Below are 18852 nucleotides of genomic sequence, written 5' to 3' on the forward strand. Positions count from 1 at the left end.
ATCAATTGCTGATTTTTAATTTTCACCCATTTTGAAGCACAATCGGATCTGAAATGCGAAGCTTTCTAAACTCTCGTTCGGAAATGCCCTTCAATGACGAAGGATCTCGAGCGTGACCTCGGATTACTCGCCGTTATCGCGATCAGTATGGGGGCGATGATCGGGAGCGGGATCTTTATTCTGCCGGGAATCGCGATGGCCGAAGCCGGACCGGCGGTGATTCTCGCGTTCGTAATCGCGGCGATTCTCGTCGTTCCGGCGGCGCTTTCCATCGCGGAACTCGGAACGGCGATGCCCGAAGCCGGCGGGGACTACGTCTTCATCGAACGTGGACTCGGTCCGTCGTTCGGGACGATCGCTGGGCTCGGCACCTGGCTCATGCTGATGCTCAAGGGATCGCTCGCGCTGTACGGCGGCATGTTCTACATCAACTTCATCTACCAGCTTCCGACGTGGAATCTGGCGATCCCCGTGATCGGGGCGTCGCTACCGATTCCCGGCGTCCGAGCGCTCGGGATCACGTTCGCGCTCGTGCTCATCGCGGTCAACCTCATCGGCGTCAAGCAGACGGGCGGTCTCCAGCTCATCATGGTTATCGTCATGCTGATCATCCTCTCGGGATTCGTCGCCGCCTCGATCATCCAGGTGGAGGGCGCCAACTTCGAGGGCTTTTTCGACGAGGGCATCGACGGCATTCTCACCGCGACGGCGCTCGTCCTCGTCTCTTATGCCGGAGTGACGAAGGTCGCCGCAGTCGCCGAAGAGATCGAGAATCCCGGCCGAAATCTTCCGCTCGGGCTGCTCGGCTCGCTGATCGCGACCAGTTTCCTCTACGCGCTGCTCGTGTTCGTGCTGGTCGGCGTGATGGAAGGCGGCGAACTGGCCGATACGGAAGAGCCAATGGCCGAAGCGACCAGTCTGCTTTTCGGTCACGTGACGATGACCGTCCCCGGGCTCGGCAGCGGCGTTCCAGTCGGCTCTTTGGCCGTCGTGACGATAATCCTCGCCGCGTTGCTCGCGCTCGTCAGCACCGCTAACGCGGGGATCCTGACCGCTTCGCGGTACCCGCTCGCGCTGAGTCGAGACAAACTCTTTCTGGAGAAGTTCGAGTACATCCACCCGCGATTCAACACACCGTCGGTCGCGATCCTCACGACGGGTGCGGTCATCGTCTTCATCGTCGCCACCCAGGAGGTCGACGAGATCGCCAAGATGGCCGGCGCGTTCCAGATTCTGGTTTACATCCTCGTCTGTGGCGCCCTGATCGCCTTCCGGGAGCGCGATCTCGAGTGGTACGACCCCGACTTCGATACGCCGGGCTACCCGTGGGTGCAGCTGTTCGGAATCGTTTCGGGCGTGTTCATCATCTCCCAGATGGAACTCAGGGAGATCGTCGGCTCGATCGCCATCGTGATTATCGGGTTCGTCTGGTTCAAGCTCTACGCGCAGAGTCGCATCGAACGCGAAGGCGTCGCGAAGGGGCTCGCCCGTCGCGAAGCCGGCCGCCAGTTCGTCCGCGACACCGAAGAGCAACTCGAGCGCGAGGACACCTACGAGATCCTCATCCCGATCCGACAGGACGTCACTCGCGATCAGGAGGACGCGCTGATTCAACTGGCCGCGCCGATCGTTCGCCGCCGAGGCGGACGCATCCGCGTCGTTCGCTTCGACGAGGTGCCGGACCAGGTTCCCCTCGATACGGCCGCCGAGGACGTCTCCGAATCCGACCTCGAGTTCGAACAACGAACCGACGAACTCGTTCGCTACCTCGAGATTCCGGTCGAAGTCGGCGAGATCGTCAGTCACGACACCCGGCACGCGGTCGTCAACTTCGCGGATCGGACGGGGGCGGACCTAGTGCTCGCCCGACAGGAGGCGACGAGCCGGCTCGGAACCCTGTTCGGACGCGACACCGACTGGATCATGGAACACGCTCCCTGTGACGTCGTCTTCGTCCAGCACGAACAGCGCGTCGACGTCGACGAGATCGCGGTCGTCACCGATCGCAGTCCGTTCAACGACCCGCTCAAGGTCGAACTCGCGGACGCGATGGCCGACGTCCTCGGCGCGCGGCTCAGGTTCCTCTTTGCCGTCTCCGAGAACGCCCCCGACGAACTGGTCGAGACGATCGAAGAGTACCACGACGAACTCGACGACCTCTGTACCGTCCCGGTCGAGTCCGCCATCGTCCGAACGGACGACGAGGTCGACGACCTCTCTCGCGAACTCGAGTCGGCCGACGTCGTCATGCTGAGCACCGTCACCCACCGACGGCTGCCGGATCTGGTCGTCGAACAACGGTCGGATCGGCTGGCTGCGGCGATCGAACAGCCCGTGTTGTTCGTCCACTCGAAAAAGACCCGTCGCGGCTCGTTCCTGCGACCGATCCTCGAGCGCGTCCTCTTCGACTGATCGCGGACGGCGGCTGCCTCCACCGTGCCGGAGTACGTTGCACCCGACTCCGTGCCGTAGTACGTGGCGCTCGACTCCTCGCCGCGGTGTGTCACAAACGGCTTTCGTGACCACTGATTCGCGTCCCGAGCGCCTCGAGACCACCCAAACGATGACGCTGCGCGTCGAACCGCTCGGACGATCCGCTGTCCGTCATTGCCGGTGCAATCGTAGATGGGGCGCGATCCGCCGGGACGCCGGGACGGCAATCCGCATCAAACCCGATCGATCTCGGCGTCCTCGAGGGACGCTCCCGCGCCGTCGAACGTCTCGAGCGTGATTCCGAGTCGATCCGCGAGCAGATACCCGACCGAGACGCGCGCGTTCCGGTTCAGTCCGCGGATCGCGAACCGGTCGCCGGCGTCGAACGTCTCGCTCTCGAATCGGAGGTCTTCGACGACCCGCCCGTTTACCGTGATCGAGAGCCGTTCCGTCTCGATCGCCTCGCCGGCGCGGTGAGCAACGACGCCGGCGTCCTCCGTGTCGTCGTACGCGAAGGCGAGCGTCGCCCGCGGCGGGACGAGTCGGTCGATCGACTCGGCCGGTCGGTCCGCCTCCGCGACGACGACGGCTTCGATTGCGGCGTCGTCACCGTAAACGGTCGGCGAACCGTCCCAGACGTCGTCGACGTGTGCCTCGAACTCGTCGAGGCGACTCTCGAGTCCGTCCGCGGTCGACGACGAACCGGAGTGGGGACCGACCGCGGTTGCTCGACGGACGTAGCCGTCGTCCGTTGCGTCGATCGCGGTCCCCCACCGACCGCCCGCCGGAAGCCACGACGACGCCGAACGCGGTACCGTGGTTCGAATTCCTGCGCCGAGAGCGTCGGTTACGCGCGCGAACGCGTCGTCGGCCTCGTGGCGACGCGAACGCTCGCCTGCTTTCGCGTCGAGAAACGCCCTCGTGCGCGCGATCGCGTCCTCGAGCGCCCGATCGGAATTCGATTCGACCGTCGTCTGGACGACGCCTTCGCTCGAGACCGCGGCGATCCGCGGATGGTCCCGACGGCGAAACAGCGCCTGCGCGTCGTCCGTAATGAGCGGGTCGTATCCCGACGCCTCGAGGCCCGCCGCCGCATCATCGATCGACACGTCGCCCGCGTAGATCGTCGTGATCGGCCCCGATCCCTGGATCAACATGCCGTCGATCTCGTCGACGTCGTGACCGAACCAGTCGCCGAACGCCCAGAACTCGACCGCCGTCGCGGCCAAGTGAACCGAAAGCGTTCCGCCGCGCTCGAGCGTTCGCCCGACGTCGACGTACCGGCTCGCCGACTCCAGTCCGGAGCGGGCGCCGTCCGGCGCCGGAAGCCACTCGCGGTAGACCGGCGGTTCGGGGTCGGGAACGCCGGCGCTCCGTCGGCGCGCGGTGAGCCCCGAACCCGGCGTCGCACAGCCCGCCACACCCACCACTCCCGCCGCAACACCCGTTCGGAGAACGGCTCGTCTCGAGTACATCACTGGCTGAGGTTCGCCCGGCGAGCTAAAACGAGATCGGTTTCGTTCGCCGCGGACCGAGACTGGTCGGCCGGCGGCGACGGGGCGATCTCACCGAACGGTCGTTCCCGGCGTCTTCCCCGCGAGAAACGCCGAAACGTCCTCGATCCCGAAGATCGACGCCTCGGCGTCGAGTTCGAGCAGGGTCTCGACTTTCGCGGCCATCCCGCCGGTGACGTCGGTCGAGTCGCTGTCGCCGAGGACGGCCGCGACCTCCTCGAGCGACGCGATCTCGTCGATCACCGCGTCCGCGTCGTCGAGCACGCCCGGCACCGTCGAACAGAGCCCGACCCGATCGGCCGCGAGGTCGAGAGCCAGCGCGGCGACGAGCTCGTCCCCGCTGACGACGGTCACACCCCGGCCGGTGTGAGCGACGAGGTCGCCGTGGAGGACGGGGACGAACCCTTCCGCGACCATCGTCTCGACCTGTCCGGTCGGGAGCACGAGCCGCCCCGCTTCGTCCCTGTGGGCCGTCGAGAACGGGTGGACGGGAACGGCCGGGACGTCGCGATCGACGAGGCGGCTCAGGACGAACTCGTTCAGCGTCTTCATCGCGCCGTGGACGTCGTGGACTGCGGCCACGTCGTGCGTTCCCGCGGTCGTCGTCACGCCGTGCTCGCTTGCGTTCGCGTGGCCGAAGCTTCCGCCGCCGTGAACGATCACGAGGCTGGATGCCGAGCCGGATCGGAGCCCGTCCGCGATCGCGTCGGCTGCGGTCTCGAGGGATTCCCCGTCGAGCGTTTCGGGACGATCCTTGTCGGTGATCGCGCTCCCGCCGAGTTTCAGGACGATCATTCGAGGCGTTTCACCCCCTCGCCCGTGAGCGCGGCCCGGAACGCGTTTTCACAGCCCGGCGTGAACGAGAGTGCGGTTTCGGTCTCCGGCGTCGGATCGAGGGCGACGATGCAGCCGCCGCCGCCCGCGCCCGTCAGCTTCGCGCCCAGCGCGTCGGCGTCACGGGCCGCCCAGACCATCGCGTCGAGCGACCGCGAGGAGACGCCGAGCGCCGACAGCAGCCCGTGGTTGAAGTTCATCAACCGCCCGACCTCCTCGAGGTCGCCGGCAGCGAGCGCGTCTTCGCCGTTTCTGACGACGTCCCCGATGGCCTCGACCGTGTCTGCTGCGAACTCGTACTGCTCGCGCAGGCCGCGAACGCCGGCGACGAGCTCGCCCGTGTCCCCGGCGCCGCCGTCGAACCCGATCACGATCGGCAGGTCGGGCGACTCGAGCGACCGACAGTCGTCGCCCTCGACGCGGACCGCGCCGCCGGTCGCAGAGCAGAACGTGTCCGCGCGCGAGGCCTGGCCCTCCTGGACATCGTACTCCGTGCGGTAGGCGCGCTCCGCCAGCTCGTCCGGCTCGAGCGTGGTGCCGAGTGCGCGCGTCCCGGCGTCGATCGCGGCGACGGCGACCGCCGCCGAGGAACCGAGGCCGGCGCCGAGCGGGATGTCGCTTTCGATCGTCACGTCGAAGCCGACCTCGTCGTCGCCGGTCACGTCCCGGACCTGCTCGATCGCGCTGTCGACGTACTGGGTTGCCGCCGTCAGCAGCGACTCGGAGACGTTTACGTCCGGCCGGTCGTCCGTCGTCGCGCCGTACTCGACCGTGAATCCGTCCAGGCTGAGGTCCTCGGCGTGGACGCGCAGCCTGCCGTCGTCGCGCCGTTCGACGCCCACCCGCGCCCGCCGCTCGATCGCACACGGCACGGCGGGCTCGCCGTAGACCACCGCGTGCTCTCCGAACAGGTACACCTTGCCGGGAGCGCTCGAGAGTGTCATAGCCGGCCGTTCGCACGACGACGGTTAATAGCTGTCTTCTCGCGGCGGATCGCGACGCCGTGTAGTCGGACTTATGCCGGTGACGTCCGAATCCGGCCGTATGTCCCTCGTCTTGCCGAGCGAACTCGTGGTCGACCGTTTTCTGCCGACCGTCCGGGCGATGCTCGCGATCCGTTTGGCCGATCGGGGCATGACCCAACAGGAGATCGCTGCAAATCTCGGCGTGACCCAGGCCGCGGTGAGCAAGTACGTAAGCGGAGACGGCGGGGGCGACGATCGGTTTCGCGACGATCCCGAGACCGTCGCGACCGTCGAGCGCATCGCGGACGGCCTCTCGACCGGGGAGATGGACGGCTACGACGCGCTGGCCGAACTCCTCTCGCTCGTACACAGCCTCGAGGACCGCGGCCCCATCTGCGAGCTCCACGAGGAGGCGATGCCCGAACTCAGGGGACTCGGCTGTGACCTCTGCGTTCGCGGGCTCGACTCGGACGTCAGGGCCGAACGCGACGTGCTCGCGGACGTCCGGACGGCCGCTCGAACGCTCGCGTCGACGCCGGCGATGGCCGAGATCGTCCCCAACGTCGGCACCAACGTCGGAATGGCGCTGCCGGACGCCCGCGACGAGACCGACGTCGCCGCCGTTCCCGGCCGGATCTACGCGATGAGCGGCCGGATCGAGATTCCCGCCAATCCCGAGTTCGGCGCGTCCCAACACGTCGCGACGGCCGTTCTCGCCGCCCGCGACGTCGACCCCGACGTTCGGGCTGCGATCAACGTCGCGACGGACGAGGCGTTGCTCGAGGCGGCTCGATCGATCGGAATCGACCCGCTCGAGTTCGACGCCGACTACGAGGATCGTCGCGAACACCTCGAGAACCGGTTTCGCGACCGCGGCCGCGTTCCGCGCGTGGCCTACCACCGCGGTGCGTTCGGCATCGAACCGACGACGTACGTGTTCGGACCCGCCGCCAGCGACGCGGCGGAGCTGATCGTCGAGTTACTCGACGGTCCGGCCGCCAAGCGGTGAGCGCGGACGTTCGCCGATCGTCTCGTCGGAGCACTACCACCGTTCGAGAATCGCGTTAATTAGAACGCTCGCGTCGACCGTCCGGACCGCCGGAACCGCCAGAATCATATTTCGAATTCGATTACGGTCTCGTATCCGTTAATGTCCGTCCCGCGCGGTCCGTCGATCGCGGTCGTCGCCGTCCTGGGAGTCGTCGCTTTCGGCGTCGCGGGTGCCGCTCTCGTCGGCGTCCTCGAGAGCGATCCCGATGCGGAGGCGCTGGTCACCGACGTGATCGACGACGACGGCGGCGTCGATACCGTTCGCGCCACCGAGATTTCGACCCACGAGCTGTACGACGTCGACGAAGACGAGCCCCGCGTGCTCACGACGAAGGCGGAGATCGAAGTGCGGCCACCGGATCATCGACGCACGACGGTGATCTCGAGCACCGGACCGGAGATCGACGCCGGCGACGTGACGGTCGTCAACGGCTCGACGCGAACCCACTACTTCGCCGACAGCGAGCGGATGATGGTCGACGACGAGAGCGACTGGGAGGCGATCCAGCACTCGCCGGAGACGCTGTTCGAGTCGTTCGACGTCGAGTACGTCGGCACCGACGACGTCGACGGTCGGGAGGCCCACGTCGTCGAGATCGAGCCGGCGACCGACGCTGCCGCGATCGACGGCGTGAGCATCCTCGTCGGCGAGACGGAGTACGTGCTGGGAGCGGACGCGAACGCGGACGCGTCGAACGCGAGTCGGACGACGACGTGGTGGATAGACGTCGAGGCCGGATTCCCGATCAAAGAGCGAATCGTCACCGAACACGAGAACCCCCGCGAGCACGTTCTCCAGCGCGAGCGGACCGTCCGAACGGTCACCTACGAGAACGTTCGGTTCGACGAGCCGATCCCCGACGAGCGGTTCGCGTTCGACCCGCCGGACGGAACCGAGATCTACGAACCCGCCGAATCCTTCGACGTCTCGACGTTCGCGGAGGCCGACGACGCCGTTCCGTTTCCGATCGCGGAGCCGACGCCACCGGACGGGTTCGAACTCGAGCTGGTGACGGCGAACGAGTTCGAGGGTGATTCGACCGTACAGTTTCTCTACCGGGACGGCGACGACCTCGAGGACGACTCGCTGCTGGGACGAATCACGGAACGACCGCCGGCGTACGATCCCGAGGACGTTCGGGAGGAGGGCGTCGGCGACGTCGACGGCTCGCTCGTCTCGACGTCGATGGGAACGACGCTCGTCTGGCACTGCGGGGACGTCCGGTACGAACTGACGCCGGACGTCGACGGCGACGGGGAGGCCCTCGCGGTCGCGGTGGCCGAGTCGACGGGCTGTCCGCCGTGATCGGGTCGGAGTTTGCGTCTCGAGGCGTTCGGTCGGCGTTTCCGCGGACGCGATTCGCCCGGATCGGCGTCCGGACGAACGATCACCGTCGCTCGAGCGGGGTTCAAAACAGCGCGAGGAGCAGTCGAAGCGGGATGCCGATCGCGAATATCGCGATCAGTGCGGCCGTCGCGAGCAACACGACCGGCGGCAGTATCCCCTCTTCGAACTCGAACAGGATGTCGACCATGGAACCGATTTTTCGAGCGAAGACGTAACTCCTTCGCTTCGAGACGTCCCGAATCGAACGGTCCGCGAAAACGAGCGCTCCGAAATACGCGATCAGACGCCGCTTTCGAAGTCCTCGAGCGAGTACGCGGGTTCGGCACCGCGGCGGTCGAGGACCTCGTTGGCGAGCAGCCAGTAGACGACCGACAGCGCCTTGCGCCCCTTGTTGTTCGTGGGGACGACGAGGTCGACGTTGCTGAGCTGGTTGTTCGAGTCGCACATCGCGATCACCGGGATACCGACGGTGATCGCCTCCTTGACGGCCTGGGCGTCGCCGATCGGGTCAGTGACGACGACGACGTCGGGTTCGATGTAGCCGTCATACTTCGGGTTCGTCAGCGTTCCCGGGATGAACCGGCCGGTGCGCGCGCGAGCGCCGACGGCTTCAGCGAACTTCTCGGCCGGGAAGCGACCGTACTGGCGGCTCGAGGTGACGAGAATCTGTTCGGGTGCGTAGTTCGAGAGGAAGTCCGCGGCGGTGCGGATGCGTCCGTCGGTCTTCGAGACGTCGAGGACGTAGAGACCGTCGGTTCGGACGCGGTGGATGAACCGCTCCATGTCCGCGGTCTTTTGCTGGGTGCCGATGTGAACCCCGGCACCGAGGTAGTCCTCGACCGGGATGAGGAGGTCCGCCTCCTCGTCGGACATCACGTCGTCGTCGAGTGCGGGGCCGGCGTTTTCGGCCTCCGCTTCGGTTTCCTCGGTCGCTGGTTCTGCGTCGGCGTCGGCCGCTCCGGCCGACTCCTCTGTGGACTGTTCGTCGACTGGCTCGACGTCCTCGTCGGGTTCGGAGGCGGGACCGGCCCCTTCGGCCGGTTCCTCCTCGATCTCCTCTTCGGCGGCGTCGAGCCCTTCCTGGGTTGCGTCGTTGTCTGTCATGTCGCGTCGTCTGCGATTCTGATGAGCTCGTTGAGCTTTGCGGTTCGCTCGCCGCCGACGGCGCCCGTCTTGATGAACGGGACGTCGGTCGCTACGGCGAGGTGTGCGATAGTCGCGTCTTCGGTTTCGCCCGAGCGGTGAGAGACGATCGACTCGTAGCCGTTCGCCGTCGCGAGTTCGATCGCGTCGAAGGCGTCGGTCAGCGTCCCGATCTGGTTGGGCTTGATCAGGATGCTGTTTGCCGCTCCGACGTCGATTCCCTCCGCGAGTCGGTCCGTGTTGGTGACGAACAGGTCGTCGCCACAGATCAGCGCCGCGCTGTCGACCACGTCCGTCAGTTCGGCGAACGCGTCGTAGTCGTTCTCGTCGAGGGGATCCTCGACGTAGACGAGATCGTACTCGTCGACGAGATCCGCGATGTAGTCGATCTGTTCGTCGGTGTCGCGGCTGATACCCGCCGATTCGTACTCGTACGTTTCCGAGTCGGCGTCGTACATCTCGGCGGCCGCGACGTCGAGTCCGAACCGGATCTCGAAGCCGACCTCGTCTTCGACCAGCGAAACGGCCTCGTCGACGATCTCGAAGGCGGTCTCGTCGTCGATCGAGGGGGCCCACGCGCCTTCGTCGCCCTTGCCGCTCGGAACCCCGCGTTCGGCGAGCAGATCCGAGACGGCCGCGTGGACGGCCGCGTTCGCGAAGACGGCGTCTTCGACGTTCGGCGCGCCGACGGGCGCGGCGAGAAACTCCTGGATGTCGGTCGCGTCCGCGGCGTGTTCGCCGCCGCCGACGACGTTTCCGAGCGGGATCGGGAAGTTCTCGCCCCGGAACGTTCCGCCCAGGTGCTGAAACAGCGGTGCACCGAGGACGTCGGCTCCGGCCTTGGCGGCGGCCATCGAGATGGCGACCGCGCTGTTGGCACCGATCTTCGAGAAGTCGTTCGTCCCGTCGGCGGCCCGCAAGATCGCGTCGACCTCGCGCTGGTTGCCGGCGTAGGCTTCGCCGACGAGGCGCGGAACCGCGTGTTCGCGAGCCGCGGCGATCGCCTCGCCCGGCGGTCGCTCGATGGCCTCGTACTCGCCGGTGCTCGCCCCGCTGGGCGCTGCGGCGCGGCCGAAACCGCCGCTTTCGGTCACGACGTCGGCCTCGACGGTCGGATTTCCGCGCGAGTCGAGGATTCGCCTGAGCCGAACGTCGGTGATGAGCGTCATCCTCAGTTCTCACCCCGTTTGACGGTGAAGGGTAACACGCCGGCGTCGTACTCTTCGGCGGCGATCAGGATCGGCTGGGTCTGATCGGTTTCGATCAGTACCGGCGCGCCGTACGACACCTGGAGCGCTCGCGCGCCGAGAATCCGTGCCTTCTCGTAGCGGTTGTGGTGTTGCTGTTGCATATTACTGGTACGGAGAGACGACGTCGACCAGGTCGGTGTGACTGACGAGCATGCGCCGACAGCAGTAGCGGTCGACGCCGAGTTCGTCGAGCACCTGCTGTGGGTCCTCGTCCCCCTCGTTCGCTCGTTCGTCGAACTCTTCCCAGTGTTCGCCGACGACGTTACCACAGGTGAAACACCGAACCGGTACCATCATACCTGCATCACCTCAGCGGTACGATTTCTGGTAGCGAGCCCGAGCGCCCGGGCCGCCCCACTTTTTCGGTTCGGACTGGCGAACGTCGTTGACCAGCAGCGAACGGTCGAACTCCATGTACGCATCGCGGAGTTCGGCGTCGTTGGTGTGCTGGACGATGCCGCGGGCGATGGCGGTGCGGACGGCGTCAGCCTGTCCGCTGATGCCGCCACCCTCGACGCGGACGTCGATGTCCATCTCGCTGCGAAGCTCCTCGCCGGCGATGCGAAACGGCTCGAGCATCTTCAGCCGGGACATCTCCGGTTCGATCAGTTCGACCGGCTTGGAGTTGATGCGAACGCGGCCCTCGCCCTCGCTGACGGTCGCGCGGGCGACGGCGGTCTTTTTCTTTCCGCTCGTGTTCGTTACCATGTGACGTTAGCACCGAGTTGTTCGGAAACTTCGCCCAGGTGGACGAAGCGAATGTTCGAGAGTCGATCCAGCGACGTGTCCGCGAGGATTTCGGCCTCGCGGCCGTCGTCGTCCTCGTAGGGGTTGCCGACGTAGACGCGGACGTTTTCGAACGCCTCGCGACCGCGGGGCTTCTTGTACGGAAGCATTCCGCGGACGGAGCGCTTGAAGATCGTGTCCGGTCGCTTCGGGTAGTACGGACCGCTGTCCGATCCGAGCTGGAGTCGCTTCCGGTACGTCTCGAAGACGTCCTCTTTGTCGCCGGTAATGACGGCGTCTTCGGCGTTGACGATGGCGACGCGTTCGCCGGCGAGTGCGCGCTGGGCGACCTCGCTTGCGACGCGTCCGAGGATGCAGTCGCGGGCGTCGACGACGACGTCGGCGTCGAACTCGGCGACGCTCATCGAATCACCCGGACGTTGGATCCTTCTGGGTTCTCTTCGAGCGCTTGCTCGAGCGATACGGGTTCGCCGACCTGTTCGATCTTCGTCTCCGCCGAGGACGAAAAGTCGACGGCCGCGACGGTGACGTTCTTCTGTAGTGCGCCGGAGCCCAGCACCTTGCCGGGAACGACGACTGTCTCTTCTTCGCGTGCGTACCGCTCGATGCGGCCCAGGTTCACCTCTGCGTGGGTGCGCCGGGGCTTTTCGAGTCGATCCGCAACGTCGCGCCAGACGTCGGCGTCCGCTTTGCGGGACGTCGACTTCAGCTCGGCGATGAGATCGTTGAGCCTCGGGTTAGTCTTGCTACTCATTGATGTCCTCCAAATACTGCAACTGCTCGCGCTCGAGAACGCACCGCGTCTCGAGCGACGGTGGAATCGGTCCGAGAGAAGCCGTGCAGGGAGCAGGATTTGAACCTCCGGGAGGCGGTCGGTCTCGCGGGTGCTCGACCGCTGCGACTCCCGTGGCTCAAATCTGTCTGTTCCATTTTTACGGCTCTTCCGTCGGCCGAGCCGGAAAAATGCAGGGAGCAGGATTTGAACCTGCGGACTCCTACGAGACAGCGCCCTGAACGCTGCGCCGTTGGCCAGACTTGGCTATCCCTGCTCGCACTTCCCTCTATCCGTCGCCCCTTCAAACCCCTTTCGATTCCAGTGGCCGATCCGCCGCCGGTCTCGTCGCTCGCGGCGTCAGCGTACGGATCGCGCGGGTCGGGTAGGGGGCGTCGGGTCATTGTCCTACAACTGTACTGCGTCTTCGAGTTCGGTCGCGCGGGCCGCCAGCGTGTCGGCGGCTCGCGTGACCAGCTCCTCGACGGTGAACGAACCGTCGGTCTCGACGTGGAAGACGAAGGCGTTCGGGACGTCCTCGACTTCCAGTTCCTTGCCCGGATAGCGCGTCGTGAGGTCGTGGTCGAACTCCTCGGTCGTGACGAGTTCGCCGTCGATCTCGACGACGCCGCGGACGATGTGGCTCTCGGGCTCTTCGAACTCGGGGGCGTCGCCGACGACCTCGACGCGCTGGAGATGTCGGTAGCCGACGGCCACGCCGCCCTGGTGTTTGGCGTGACCTTTGCCACGCTCGAGAACGGCGTCCGCTTCCGCCTCGAGTCGCTGGCCGTCTTTGAGTTCGATGATCGGGACGTTCTCGTCCGCGGGCTGGACGAGCGGTTCGCTCGAGACGAGATCGCCGGAGTAGGCGGTTCTCGGCCCTTCGACGTCGATCGAGAGCGTGACGGTTTCGTCCTCGCCGAACTCGCCCTCGGGCGGGGTCGAAAGCGGAACGAGACCCAGTCGAAGTGCGAGTTGCTCGTCGAACATGACCGACGAGTTCTCGACGAATCGAACGGTGTCGATCGCCATCGTCGGGACGTCGGCGATCATCGCTCGCCGGATGCCGTTGGCGAACGCGGGCGTTACGCCTCGGACGAGAAACCGCGCCTCGCGGTCGTCCCGTTCGACGAACTCGACGTCGTACGCGTCTGTCATGGATCTAGTAGCCGCCCTTGCCTTTGGGTGCGCGCGATCCGTCGTGCGGGATCGGAGTCACGTCCTCGATTCGGCCGATTTCGATACCGGATCGGGCGAGCGCACGGATCGTCGCCTGCGCGCCCGGTCCGGGGGACTTCTGGAGGTTTCCGCCGGGGCCGCGCACGCGAACGTGCAGGCCCGTGATGCCGGCGGCTTTGACCTCCTCGGCGACGGACTCGGCCATCTGCATGGCCGCGTACGGCGACGCCTCGTCGCGGTTTTGCTTGACGGCCGTCCCGCCTGAGGACTTCGCGATCGTCTCCGACCCCGTCAGGTCGGTGACGGTCATGATGGTGTTGTTGAACGATGCGTGCACGTGGGCGATTCCCCACTTATCGTCGTCTTGGCTCATGTTACTGACCCTCCGCGCGTTCCGGATGTAGTTCGTCCGCGAGCGGGCTGTTCTCGTCGAACGCGACGAGGTCCTCCTCGTCGACGTCGACGACGTACGAGGGGATGCGGTGGCGCTGGCCGCCGATCACGACGTGGCCGTGCGTGATGAACTGGCGAGCCTGCTGGGTCGTGTTCGCGAGACCCTTGCGGTAGACGACCGTCTGTAGCCGTCGCTCGAGAACGTCCTCGATCTCGAGCGAGAGGACGTCGCCGAGTTCGTCCGCCTCGTCGAGGATGCCGACGCGCTTGAGCCGACCGAGGAACTCCCCGGATCGGCGGACGACGGTCTCATCGCCCTGTGGCTGGCCGAGCAGCTCTCGGGCCTCGCGTCGGTACGAACGGAGCTCGGACTGTGCACGCCAGAGCTCCTCTTTGTTCTTCAGCCCGTAGCGGTCGACCAGCGAGTGCTCGGAGGCGATTCGCTCGCCCTGGTACGGGTGGTTCGGCGTCTCGTACTGTTTGGTGTCGGTGCCCAGTGGCATTACTCGTCATCCTCCTCGGCGGCTTCCTCGGCCTCCTCGCGGATCTCCTCGACGTTGACGCCGATGGTGCCCTCCGTTCGACCGGTGGACTTGGTCCGCTGGCCGCGGACCTTCTGGCCGCGCTTGTGGCGGACGCCCTTGTACGAGTCGATCATCTTCATCCGGTTGATGTCGTGTTGACGGGTCAACTGGAGATCGTTCCCGATCTCGTGGGTCGTTTCGCCGGTGTAGAAGTCGTGCTGGCGGTTGTTGAGCCAGTCGGGCACTTCGTCGGCGTAGTTCTCTACGAGCGTGACGACCTCGTCGATGACGTCGTCGTCGAGTGCACCGAACGTCGCCGTTCGATCCACGCCGGCCTCGTCGGCGATGATCCGGGCGGTCCGTCGACCGATCCCGTTCATCTCCGAGAGCGAGCGCTCGACGGACTTCGTCCCGTCGAGGTCGGTCTGACCGATCCGGACGAAGTATCGAAGGTCGTCGTCCTGTTGTTCTTGAGGTTCTTCCTCGCTCATGATGTGGTGTATGTGTGTCTGGTCTGCGCGCGTTGCAAATCGTGGCCGGCACAATCGCCGGCCTCGAGTATCCGACGTCGTGGCGGGGATTCGAACCCCGGAGGCTTGACGCCACATGGTTAGCAACCATGCGCCTTGGGCCGCTTGGCTACCACGACACCGTGTCTCTATCGTCGCCCTTCCGGACTCGGGGACCGCATCCCCTACACGTATCGCACCAGAACCTACCCCCGTCGGGTACTTAAGCGCAACGAAACGCCCGAACTGTCGAGCGAATCGGACCGATCGCGACGGGCACGCTGGACCGCGATTTTCGACCGCCGTCGGCGGAACCGATTCCGCCGGTCGGCGCTCGATCGGAGACCGCAGCCGTCGATCCGCCCCTTCGTACGGCCGGCGATCACGACTGGACGGCGACAGTGTATTATCGATCGACCAACTAACGCGTCGTAGATGTCTCGGTCCCGGGCCGCGGTCCGGATCGCGATCGCGCTCGTCGGAATCGCGGCGGTCGCGATGGCCGCGGCGACGATCACCTCCACGATCGAACCCGCCGGGAGCGACGGCCACGGCGGCGAGGAGACGGGGTCGCCGATCGGGATTCCCCAGGAGGAGCCCGCCGAGACGGCACTCGAGGTGCCGGCGGTCGTCGAGTACCTGCTCTTCGCCCTGGTGATCCTGCTCGCGGCCGTCGCGGCCTGGTACTTTATCGCACACCGACGCGAGCTGGTCAAGACGATCGCGGTCGTTCTGGCCGTTTCGCTCCTGCTGGCCGCGATCGTCTACGCGCTGCTACGGTCGAACCTGTGGGAGTCGGTCCCCTCGCCGCAGCCGATGGAGGAGCCGAACGAGAGCCTCGGCGGGCAGCCGGGCGACGGAGACGATCAGCGGCGCCAGCCCTTCTCGGTCGGGCCGCTGGTCGTGTTGCTCGCGGTCCTCACCGCGATCTTCGCCGGCGCGATCGCCTGGTCAGACCGGAACGATCGGACGGCTCCCCGCGAGGACGACGGCGTCGAACCGGCGGACGCGGCCGAGGGGAGTCGCGCCGAGGTCGGTGCGGCCGCCGGTCGCGCAGCCGAGCGAATCGAGTCGAGCGACGACGTCGACAACGAGGTGTATCGCGCCTGGCTCGAGATGACGCGCCCGCTCGAGGTGGATCGCCCCGACTCGAGTACGCCCGGCGAGTTCGCGGCCGCGGCCGTCGAGACGGGGCTGGCACGCGAGGACGTCGACGAACTCACGTCGCTGTTCGAGTCGGTCCGATACGGCGATCGGGAGACGACCGACGAGCGAGAGCGCCGGGCGGTCACCGTCCTGCGACGGATCGAAGCCGAGTACGCCGACGCTGACGATCGGACGGACGGTGAGACGCCGTGAGCGAACGCGACCTCGGCCCCGGGGTCAGACCCTTCCACGTCGTCGTCGCGGTCGGCTCGTTCGCCGGCGCGATCGCGATCCTCGCCGGAACCGGGACGGTGACGATGACCCGGGCGGTCGTCGCTCTCGTCGGCGCCGTCGCGCTCGTTGGCGCGGCGGCCAGTCTCGGCCGTCGCCGCGACGCCCGGGAGTGTACGTCCACGCCGGATTCCGAGCGCCACCACCCGACCCCGGTTCCGGGTGAACACCTCACCGACGCCGTCGAAGCGTTCACCGCGACGACGGCGCGTGGCTCGTTCGTCAGTCGACGCACGGTCGACGGGCTCAGAACCGCCGCCGTCGCCGTCCTCACTCGGTTCGAGGGGCTTTCGGAGGACGACGCACGGGCCGCAGTCGGCGACGGCTCCTGGACGGACGATCCGATCGCCGCCGCGTTCCTCTCGGAGGACGTCGAGTTCCCGTCACGATCGATCCGCGACCGCCTCGCCGATCGGTTCCGGAGAGACGATCGGTTTCGTCGCGGTATCCGCCGGACGGCGGCCGCGATCGCCGAGATCGGCTACGTCGGACTGAACGACCGAACCGTTCCGGACACCGTCACCCTCCGCCACCGGCGCTCGAGCGCGGACGACGACGTCGACGTCAGAACCACGGACGAACGCCTCCCCGAGGGCGAGGTGTCGTCGTTTCCCGTCAGTGCGACCGGCCACTGGGCCGGAATCGGCGTCGTCGCGCTGGCGGCGATCGGCGTCGGGGCCGTCGCGGAACTGCCCGCAGTGGTGCTCGCCGGCGTCGTCGGGATCGGCTACGCCGGCTTCGCCCGCACCGGCTCGTCGCCGCGGCCGACGCTCGAGATCGACCGAACGCTGAGCGACGACGAGCCCGAACCGGGCGACGAAATCGACGTCACCCTCGCGATCACGAACGCGGGCGATCGGCCGCTGTTCGACCTCCGGTTCGTCGACGGCGTACCCGCGGCGCTTTCGGTCACCGACGGCTCTCCGCGGCTGGGCACCGCGCTTCGACCCGGCGAGCGGGTCACCCTCGAGTACAGCGTCACGGCCGCACCGGGCACCCACGAGTTCGATCCGGCGCTCGTCCTGACGCGAGATCTCTCCCGGTCGGCCGAGGGTGCCTTCCACGTCGGCGCTCCGACGACTGTGGTCTGCGAGCCCCGTCTGCGTCCGATCGCCGCCGGCGTGCCGCTACGGGCGGCCACGACGACGTTCGCCGGCCGCCTCACGACGTCGGCCGGCGGTGCGGGCACCGAGTTCCACTCGGTCCGCGAATATCGCCGAAACGACCCGCTCAACCGCATCGACTGGAAGCGCCGCGCTCGAACCGGCGAGCTCTCGACGATCGAGTTCCACCAGGAGCGAGCCGCGCGCGTCGTCGTGCTCGTCGACGCCCGGAAGGCGTCGTACCTCGCGCCGTCGACCGGCGCGGTCCACGCCGTCGACCGCGCGACCGACGCCGCCGCCCGGATCGCCGCGACGCTGCTCGAGTCGGGCGACACCGTCGGGCTGGCGGCGCTCGGCCCGACGGAACGGCCCGGCGACGCCGGCGAGGACGTCTGCTGGATTCCGCCCGCGTCGGGGAGTCGCCACCGCGTCCGCCTGCGCGAGGCGCTCGCGTCCCACCCGCAGTTTTCCTCGACGCCCCCGCTCGAGGAGGCTCGCTGGATCACCCAGCTGCGAACGCTCCGCCGGCGGTTACCCGCGGAGACGCAGGTCGTCCTGCTCACCCCGCTGTGCGACAGGGGGAGCGTCGTCGTCGCCCGCCGGCTCGCCTCCCGCGGGCACGCGGTGACGGTCGTCAGCCCGGACCCGACCGCCGAGCGCACGACGAGCCAGCAGCTCGCGCGCGTCGCCAGGCGGGTTCGACGGTTCGATCTCCAGCGCGCCGGAATTCCGGTCGTCGACTGGGGGACCGACGACTCGATCGACGAGGTCTTCGCCCGCCGCCTCGCGGCGATCGACGGGGGTGGTCGATGAGCGACTCGAGTCCACCCGCCCCGGCCGGTACCAGCCGCCGATTCCAGTCGGGGGACGAGCAGCCGGGAACCGAACGATCGGGAACCGAGTCCGCTACCGACTCGTCGACCGACGGGGCATCGACCGACGGGGCATCGACCGACGGGACGGATCTCGAGACCGCCGAAAAACGCCGAACCGACGGGGTCGAGCTCACCCGACGACCGACGAAGATCGCGGGCGGCGTCTCGATCGGCGCGATCGTGATCGCGACGGCCGCCGTCGTCGCGACGTCCGCGACCGGCGGACTGCTCGCGGTCGCCGGCGTCGGGCTGGTCGCGGTCGGACTGTTCGGCGGCCGGCCCGTCGGTCGCCGCCGCCTCGTCGATTACGGCTCGCTCGCCACCTTCGCCGGGGTCGTCGTCGCCGGCCTCGAGGGTGCCGCCATCGAGCCGACGCTGCTCGCGACCGTCGCCGTCGTCGTGGCCTGGGACCTCGGAGGGAGCGCGATCGATCTGGGCGAACAGCTCGGCCGCGAGGCGGACACGCGCCGACTCGAGGTGGTCCACGCGGTCTCGAGCGCGCTGGTCGGTCTCGCGACGGTGACGGTCGGGTTCGGAACGTACGCCGTCGCCGCCGGCGGCCAGCCGGTCGGCGCGGTCGTCCTGTTGTTGCTCGCGGCCACGTTCGCGACGCTGGCGCTCGGAACGCGGCCGTAGTCGCGGACGTGCGGATCGACTGCGTCGGACGGGACGTGTTCGAGAGAGAACTGACGGACGAAGAGACGAGAACGCGATGGGAGGGACGCCGACCTGCTACGACGCGAGAAGACGAGTCGAACGTGGCCGCGTCGAATGTG

The 18852-nt window shown here is 67.3% G+C and carries 21 protein-coding genes and 2 tRNA genes; 6 read left to right on the forward strand and 17 right to left on the reverse strand.

Annotated features, from left to right (window positions below; genetic code table 11):
- Positions 1 to 93 precede the first annotated feature (93 nt).
- On the forward strand, positions 94 to 2412 hold the full coding sequence (locus EA472_RS17620; RefSeq protein WP_124192827.1) for an amino acid permease: 2319 nt from the start codon (positions 94 to 96) through the stop codon (positions 2410 to 2412).
- A 254-nt stretch (positions 2413 to 2666) separates the two neighbouring features.
- On the opposite strand, the gene EA472_RS17625 is transcribed toward EA472_RS17620, so the two are convergent.
- The 3 genes from EA472_RS17625 to mvk all read right to left on the reverse strand — a co-directional run bounded on the left by EA472_RS17625 (position 2667) and on the right by mvk (position 5725).
- A complete protein-coding gene (locus EA472_RS17625; protein WP_124192828.1) occupies positions 2667 to 3908 on the reverse strand; it encodes a hypothetical protein in 1242 nt (413 codons plus the stop codon).
- Between the two features lie 90 nt (positions 3909 to 3998).
- A complete protein-coding gene (locus EA472_RS17630) occupies positions 3999 to 4742 on the reverse strand; it encodes an isopentenyl phosphate kinase (RefSeq protein WP_124192829.1) in 744 nt (247 codons plus the stop codon).
- The gene (gene mvk / locus EA472_RS17635; RefSeq protein ID WP_124192830.1) at positions 4739 to 5725 is read right to left on the reverse strand and encodes a mevalonate kinase; all 987 of its coding nucleotides are present in this window, start codon (positions 5723 to 5725) and stop codon (positions 4739 to 4741) included. The genes EA472_RS17630 and mvk overlap by 4 nt, the downstream gene beginning before the upstream one ends.
- A gap of 100 nt (positions 5726 to 5825) precedes the next feature.
- On the opposite strand from mvk, the gene EA472_RS17640 reads away from it, so the two are divergent.
- Both EA472_RS17640 and EA472_RS17645 read left to right on the forward strand, forming a co-directional pair.
- Entirely contained in the window at positions 5826 to 6755 is a 930-nt protein-coding gene (locus EA472_RS17640; RefSeq protein ID WP_124192831.1) for a thiamine-phosphate synthase family protein, read from the forward strand.
- 141 nt (positions 6756 to 6896) lie between these two features.
- Positions 6897 to 8102, forward strand: a complete 1206-nt coding sequence (locus EA472_RS17645) for a LolA family protein (RefSeq protein ID WP_124192832.1) — start codon at positions 6897 to 6899, stop codon at positions 8100 to 8102.
- A 103-nt stretch (positions 8103 to 8205) separates the two neighbouring features.
- Here the strand turns inward: EA472_RS17645 and EA472_RS23270 are convergent, their stop codons facing one another.
- From EA472_RS23270 to EA472_RS17710, 14 genes are all read right to left on the reverse strand, one after another.
- Positions 8206 to 8331, reverse strand: coding sequence for a hypothetical protein (locus EA472_RS23270; RefSeq protein WP_279387187.1), 126 nt, complete (start codon positions 8329 to 8331; stop codon positions 8206 to 8208).
- A gap of 92 nt (positions 8332 to 8423) precedes the next feature.
- Complete coding sequence (rpsB, locus tag EA472_RS17650) at positions 8424 to 9248, reverse strand: 30S ribosomal protein S2 (protein WP_124192833.1); 825 nt, start codon at positions 9246 to 9248, stop codon at positions 8424 to 8426.
- Positions 9245 to 10456, reverse strand: coding sequence for a phosphopyruvate hydratase (gene eno, locus EA472_RS17655; protein ID WP_124192834.1), 1212 nt, complete (start codon positions 10454 to 10456; stop codon positions 9245 to 9247). Before eno ends, rpsB begins: the two co-directional genes overlap by 4 nt.
- A 2-nt stretch (positions 10457 to 10458) precedes the next feature.
- The gene (locus tag EA472_RS17660) at positions 10459 to 10638 is read right to left on the reverse strand and encodes a DNA-directed RNA polymerase subunit K (protein WP_124192835.1); all 180 of its coding nucleotides are present in this window, start codon (positions 10636 to 10638) and stop codon (positions 10459 to 10461) included.
- Position 10639: 1 nt separating this feature from the next.
- Positions 10640 to 10834, reverse strand: coding sequence for a DNA-directed RNA polymerase subunit N (locus EA472_RS17665; RefSeq protein ID WP_124192836.1), 195 nt, complete (start codon positions 10832 to 10834; stop codon positions 10640 to 10642).
- A 12-nt stretch (positions 10835 to 10846) separates the two neighbouring features.
- Positions 10847 to 11245, reverse strand: a complete 399-nt coding sequence (locus tag EA472_RS17670; RefSeq protein ID WP_124192837.1) for a 30S ribosomal protein S9 — start codon at positions 11243 to 11245, stop codon at positions 10847 to 10849.
- Positions 11239 to 11688 (reverse strand): 50S ribosomal protein L13, encoded by a 450-nt coding sequence (locus EA472_RS17675; RefSeq protein WP_124192838.1) that lies wholly within the window; start codon positions 11686 to 11688, stop codon positions 11239 to 11241. The genes EA472_RS17670 and EA472_RS17675 overlap by 7 nt, the downstream gene beginning before the upstream one ends.
- Positions 11685 to 12038 carry a 50S ribosomal protein L18e gene (locus tag EA472_RS17680; protein ID WP_124192839.1) on the reverse strand — a complete coding sequence of 118 codons (354 nt, stop codon included), beginning with the start codon at positions 12036 to 12038 and terminating at the stop codon, positions 11685 to 11687. Before EA472_RS17680 ends, EA472_RS17675 begins: the two co-directional genes overlap by 4 nt.
- Positions 12039 to 12248: 210 nt before the next feature.
- Positions 12249 to 12333 (reverse strand) — tRNA-Leu (locus EA472_RS17685).
- A gap of 131 nt (positions 12334 to 12464) precedes the next feature.
- Entirely contained in the window at positions 12465 to 13214 is a 750-nt protein-coding gene (locus EA472_RS17690) for a DNA-directed RNA polymerase subunit D (RefSeq protein ID WP_124192840.1), read from the reverse strand.
- 4 nt (positions 13215 to 13218) lie between these two features.
- On the reverse strand, positions 13219 to 13608 hold the full coding sequence (locus tag EA472_RS17695) for a 30S ribosomal protein S11 (RefSeq protein WP_124192841.1): 390 nt from the start codon (positions 13606 to 13608) through the stop codon (positions 13219 to 13221).
- Between the two features lies 1 nt (position 13609).
- Positions 13610 to 14131 (reverse strand): 30S ribosomal protein S4, encoded by a 522-nt coding sequence (locus tag EA472_RS17700; RefSeq protein ID WP_124192842.1) that lies wholly within the window; start codon positions 14129 to 14131, stop codon positions 13610 to 13612.
- Complete coding sequence (locus EA472_RS17705; protein ID WP_124192843.1) at positions 14131 to 14643, reverse strand: 30S ribosomal protein S13; 513 nt, start codon at positions 14641 to 14643, stop codon at positions 14131 to 14133. Before EA472_RS17705 ends, EA472_RS17700 begins: the two co-directional genes overlap by 1 nt.
- 75 nt (positions 14644 to 14718) lie before the next feature.
- Positions 14719 to 14801: transfer RNA gene (locus EA472_RS17710), tRNA-Ser, on the reverse strand.
- Between the two features lie 295 nt (positions 14802 to 15096).
- Here EA472_RS17710 and EA472_RS17715 point away from each other — a divergent pair.
- The 3 genes from EA472_RS17715 to EA472_RS17725 are packed head-to-tail and all read left to right on the forward strand — an operon-like array spanning position 15097 to position 18712.
- Positions 15097 to 16020: a DUF4129 domain-containing protein gene (locus tag EA472_RS17715; RefSeq protein WP_124192844.1), complete on the forward strand. Its 924-nt coding sequence runs from the start codon at positions 15097 to 15099 to the stop codon at positions 16018 to 16020.
- Positions 16017 to 18014, forward strand: coding sequence for a DUF58 domain-containing protein (locus tag EA472_RS17720; RefSeq protein WP_243637893.1), 1998 nt, complete (start codon positions 16017 to 16019; stop codon positions 18012 to 18014). The genes EA472_RS17715 and EA472_RS17720 overlap by 4 nt, the downstream gene beginning before the upstream one ends.
- A complete protein-coding gene (locus EA472_RS17725) occupies positions 18011 to 18712 on the forward strand; it encodes a DUF7519 family protein (RefSeq protein ID WP_207891180.1) in 702 nt (233 codons plus the stop codon). The genes EA472_RS17720 and EA472_RS17725 overlap by 4 nt, the downstream gene beginning before the upstream one ends.
- Positions 18713 to 18852: the final 140 nt, after the last annotated feature.

This window comes from Natrarchaeobius oligotrophus, from assembly GCF_003841465.1.
Taxonomy (GTDB): Archaea; Halobacteriota; Halobacteria; order Halobacteriales; family Natrialbaceae; genus Natrarchaeobius; species Natrarchaeobius oligotrophus.

Bases quoted from the DNA above. Each gene is read 5' to 3' on its own strand.
- EA472_RS17640 (WP_124192831.1), top strand. From the start codon at position 5,826: ATGTCCCTCGTCTTGCCGAGCGAACTCGTGGTCGACCGTTTTCTGCCG.
- mvk (WP_124192830.1), bottom strand. From the start codon at position 5,725: ATGACACTCTCGAGCGCTCCCGGCAAGGTGTACCTGTTCGGAGAGCAC.
- EA472_RS17675 (WP_124192838.1), bottom strand. From the start codon at position 11,688: ATGAGCGTCGCCGAGTTCGACGCCGACGTCGTCGTCGACGCCCGCGAC.
- EA472_RS17660 (WP_124192835.1), bottom strand. From the start codon at position 10,638: ATGCAACAGCAACACCACAACCGCTACGAGAAGGCACGGATTCTCGGC.
- eno (WP_124192834.1), bottom strand. From the start codon at position 10,456: ATGACGCTCATCACCGACGTTCGGCTCAGGCGAATCCTCGACTCGCGC.
- EA472_RS17670 (WP_124192837.1), bottom strand. From the start codon at position 11,245: ATGGTAACGAACACGAGCGGAAAGAAAAAGACCGCCGTCGCCCGCGCG.
- EA472_RS17715 (WP_124192844.1), top strand. From the start codon at position 15,097: ATGTCTCGGTCCCGGGCCGCGGTCCGGATCGCGATCGCGCTCGTCGGA.
- EA472_RS17630 (WP_124192829.1), bottom strand. From the start codon at position 4,742: ATGATCGTCCTGAAACTCGGCGGGAGCGCGATCACCGACAAGGATCGT.
- EA472_RS17665 (WP_124192836.1), bottom strand. From the start codon at position 10,834: ATGATGGTACCGGTTCGGTGTTTCACCTGTGGTAACGTCGTCGGCGAA.
- EA472_RS17620 (WP_124192827.1), top strand. From the start codon at position 94: ATGACGAAGGATCTCGAGCGTGACCTCGGATTACTCGCCGTTATCGCG.
- EA472_RS17725 (WP_207891180.1), top strand. From the start codon at position 18,011: ATGAGCGACTCGAGTCCACCCGCCCCGGCCGGTACCAGCCGCCGATTC.
- EA472_RS17695 (WP_124192841.1), bottom strand. From the start codon at position 13,608: ATGAGCCAAGACGACGATAAGTGGGGAATCGCCCACGTGCACGCATCG.
- EA472_RS17625 (WP_124192828.1), bottom strand. From the start codon at position 3,908: ATGTACTCGAGACGAGCCGTTCTCCGAACGGGTGTTGCGGCGGGAGTG.
- EA472_RS23270 (WP_279387187.1), bottom strand. From the start codon at position 8,331: ATGGTCGACATCCTGTTCGAGTTCGAAGAGGGGATACTGCCGCCGGTC.
- EA472_RS17645 (WP_124192832.1), top strand. From the start codon at position 6,897: ATGTCCGTCCCGCGCGGTCCGTCGATCGCGGTCGTCGCCGTCCTGGGA.
- rpsB (WP_124192833.1), bottom strand. From the start codon at position 9,248: ATGACAGACAACGACGCAACCCAGGAAGGGCTCGACGCCGCCGAAGAG.
- EA472_RS17705 (WP_124192843.1), bottom strand. From the start codon at position 14,643: ATGAGCGAGGAAGAACCTCAAGAACAACAGGACGACGACCTTCGATAC.
- EA472_RS17680 (WP_124192839.1), bottom strand. From the start codon at position 12,038: ATGAGTAGCAAGACTAACCCGAGGCTCAACGATCTCATCGCCGAGCTG.
- EA472_RS17690 (WP_124192840.1), bottom strand. From the start codon at position 13,214: ATGACAGACGCGTACGACGTCGAGTTCGTCGAACGGGACGACCGCGAG.
- EA472_RS17700 (WP_124192842.1), bottom strand. From the start codon at position 14,131: ATGCCACTGGGCACCGACACCAAACAGTACGAGACGCCGAACCACCCG.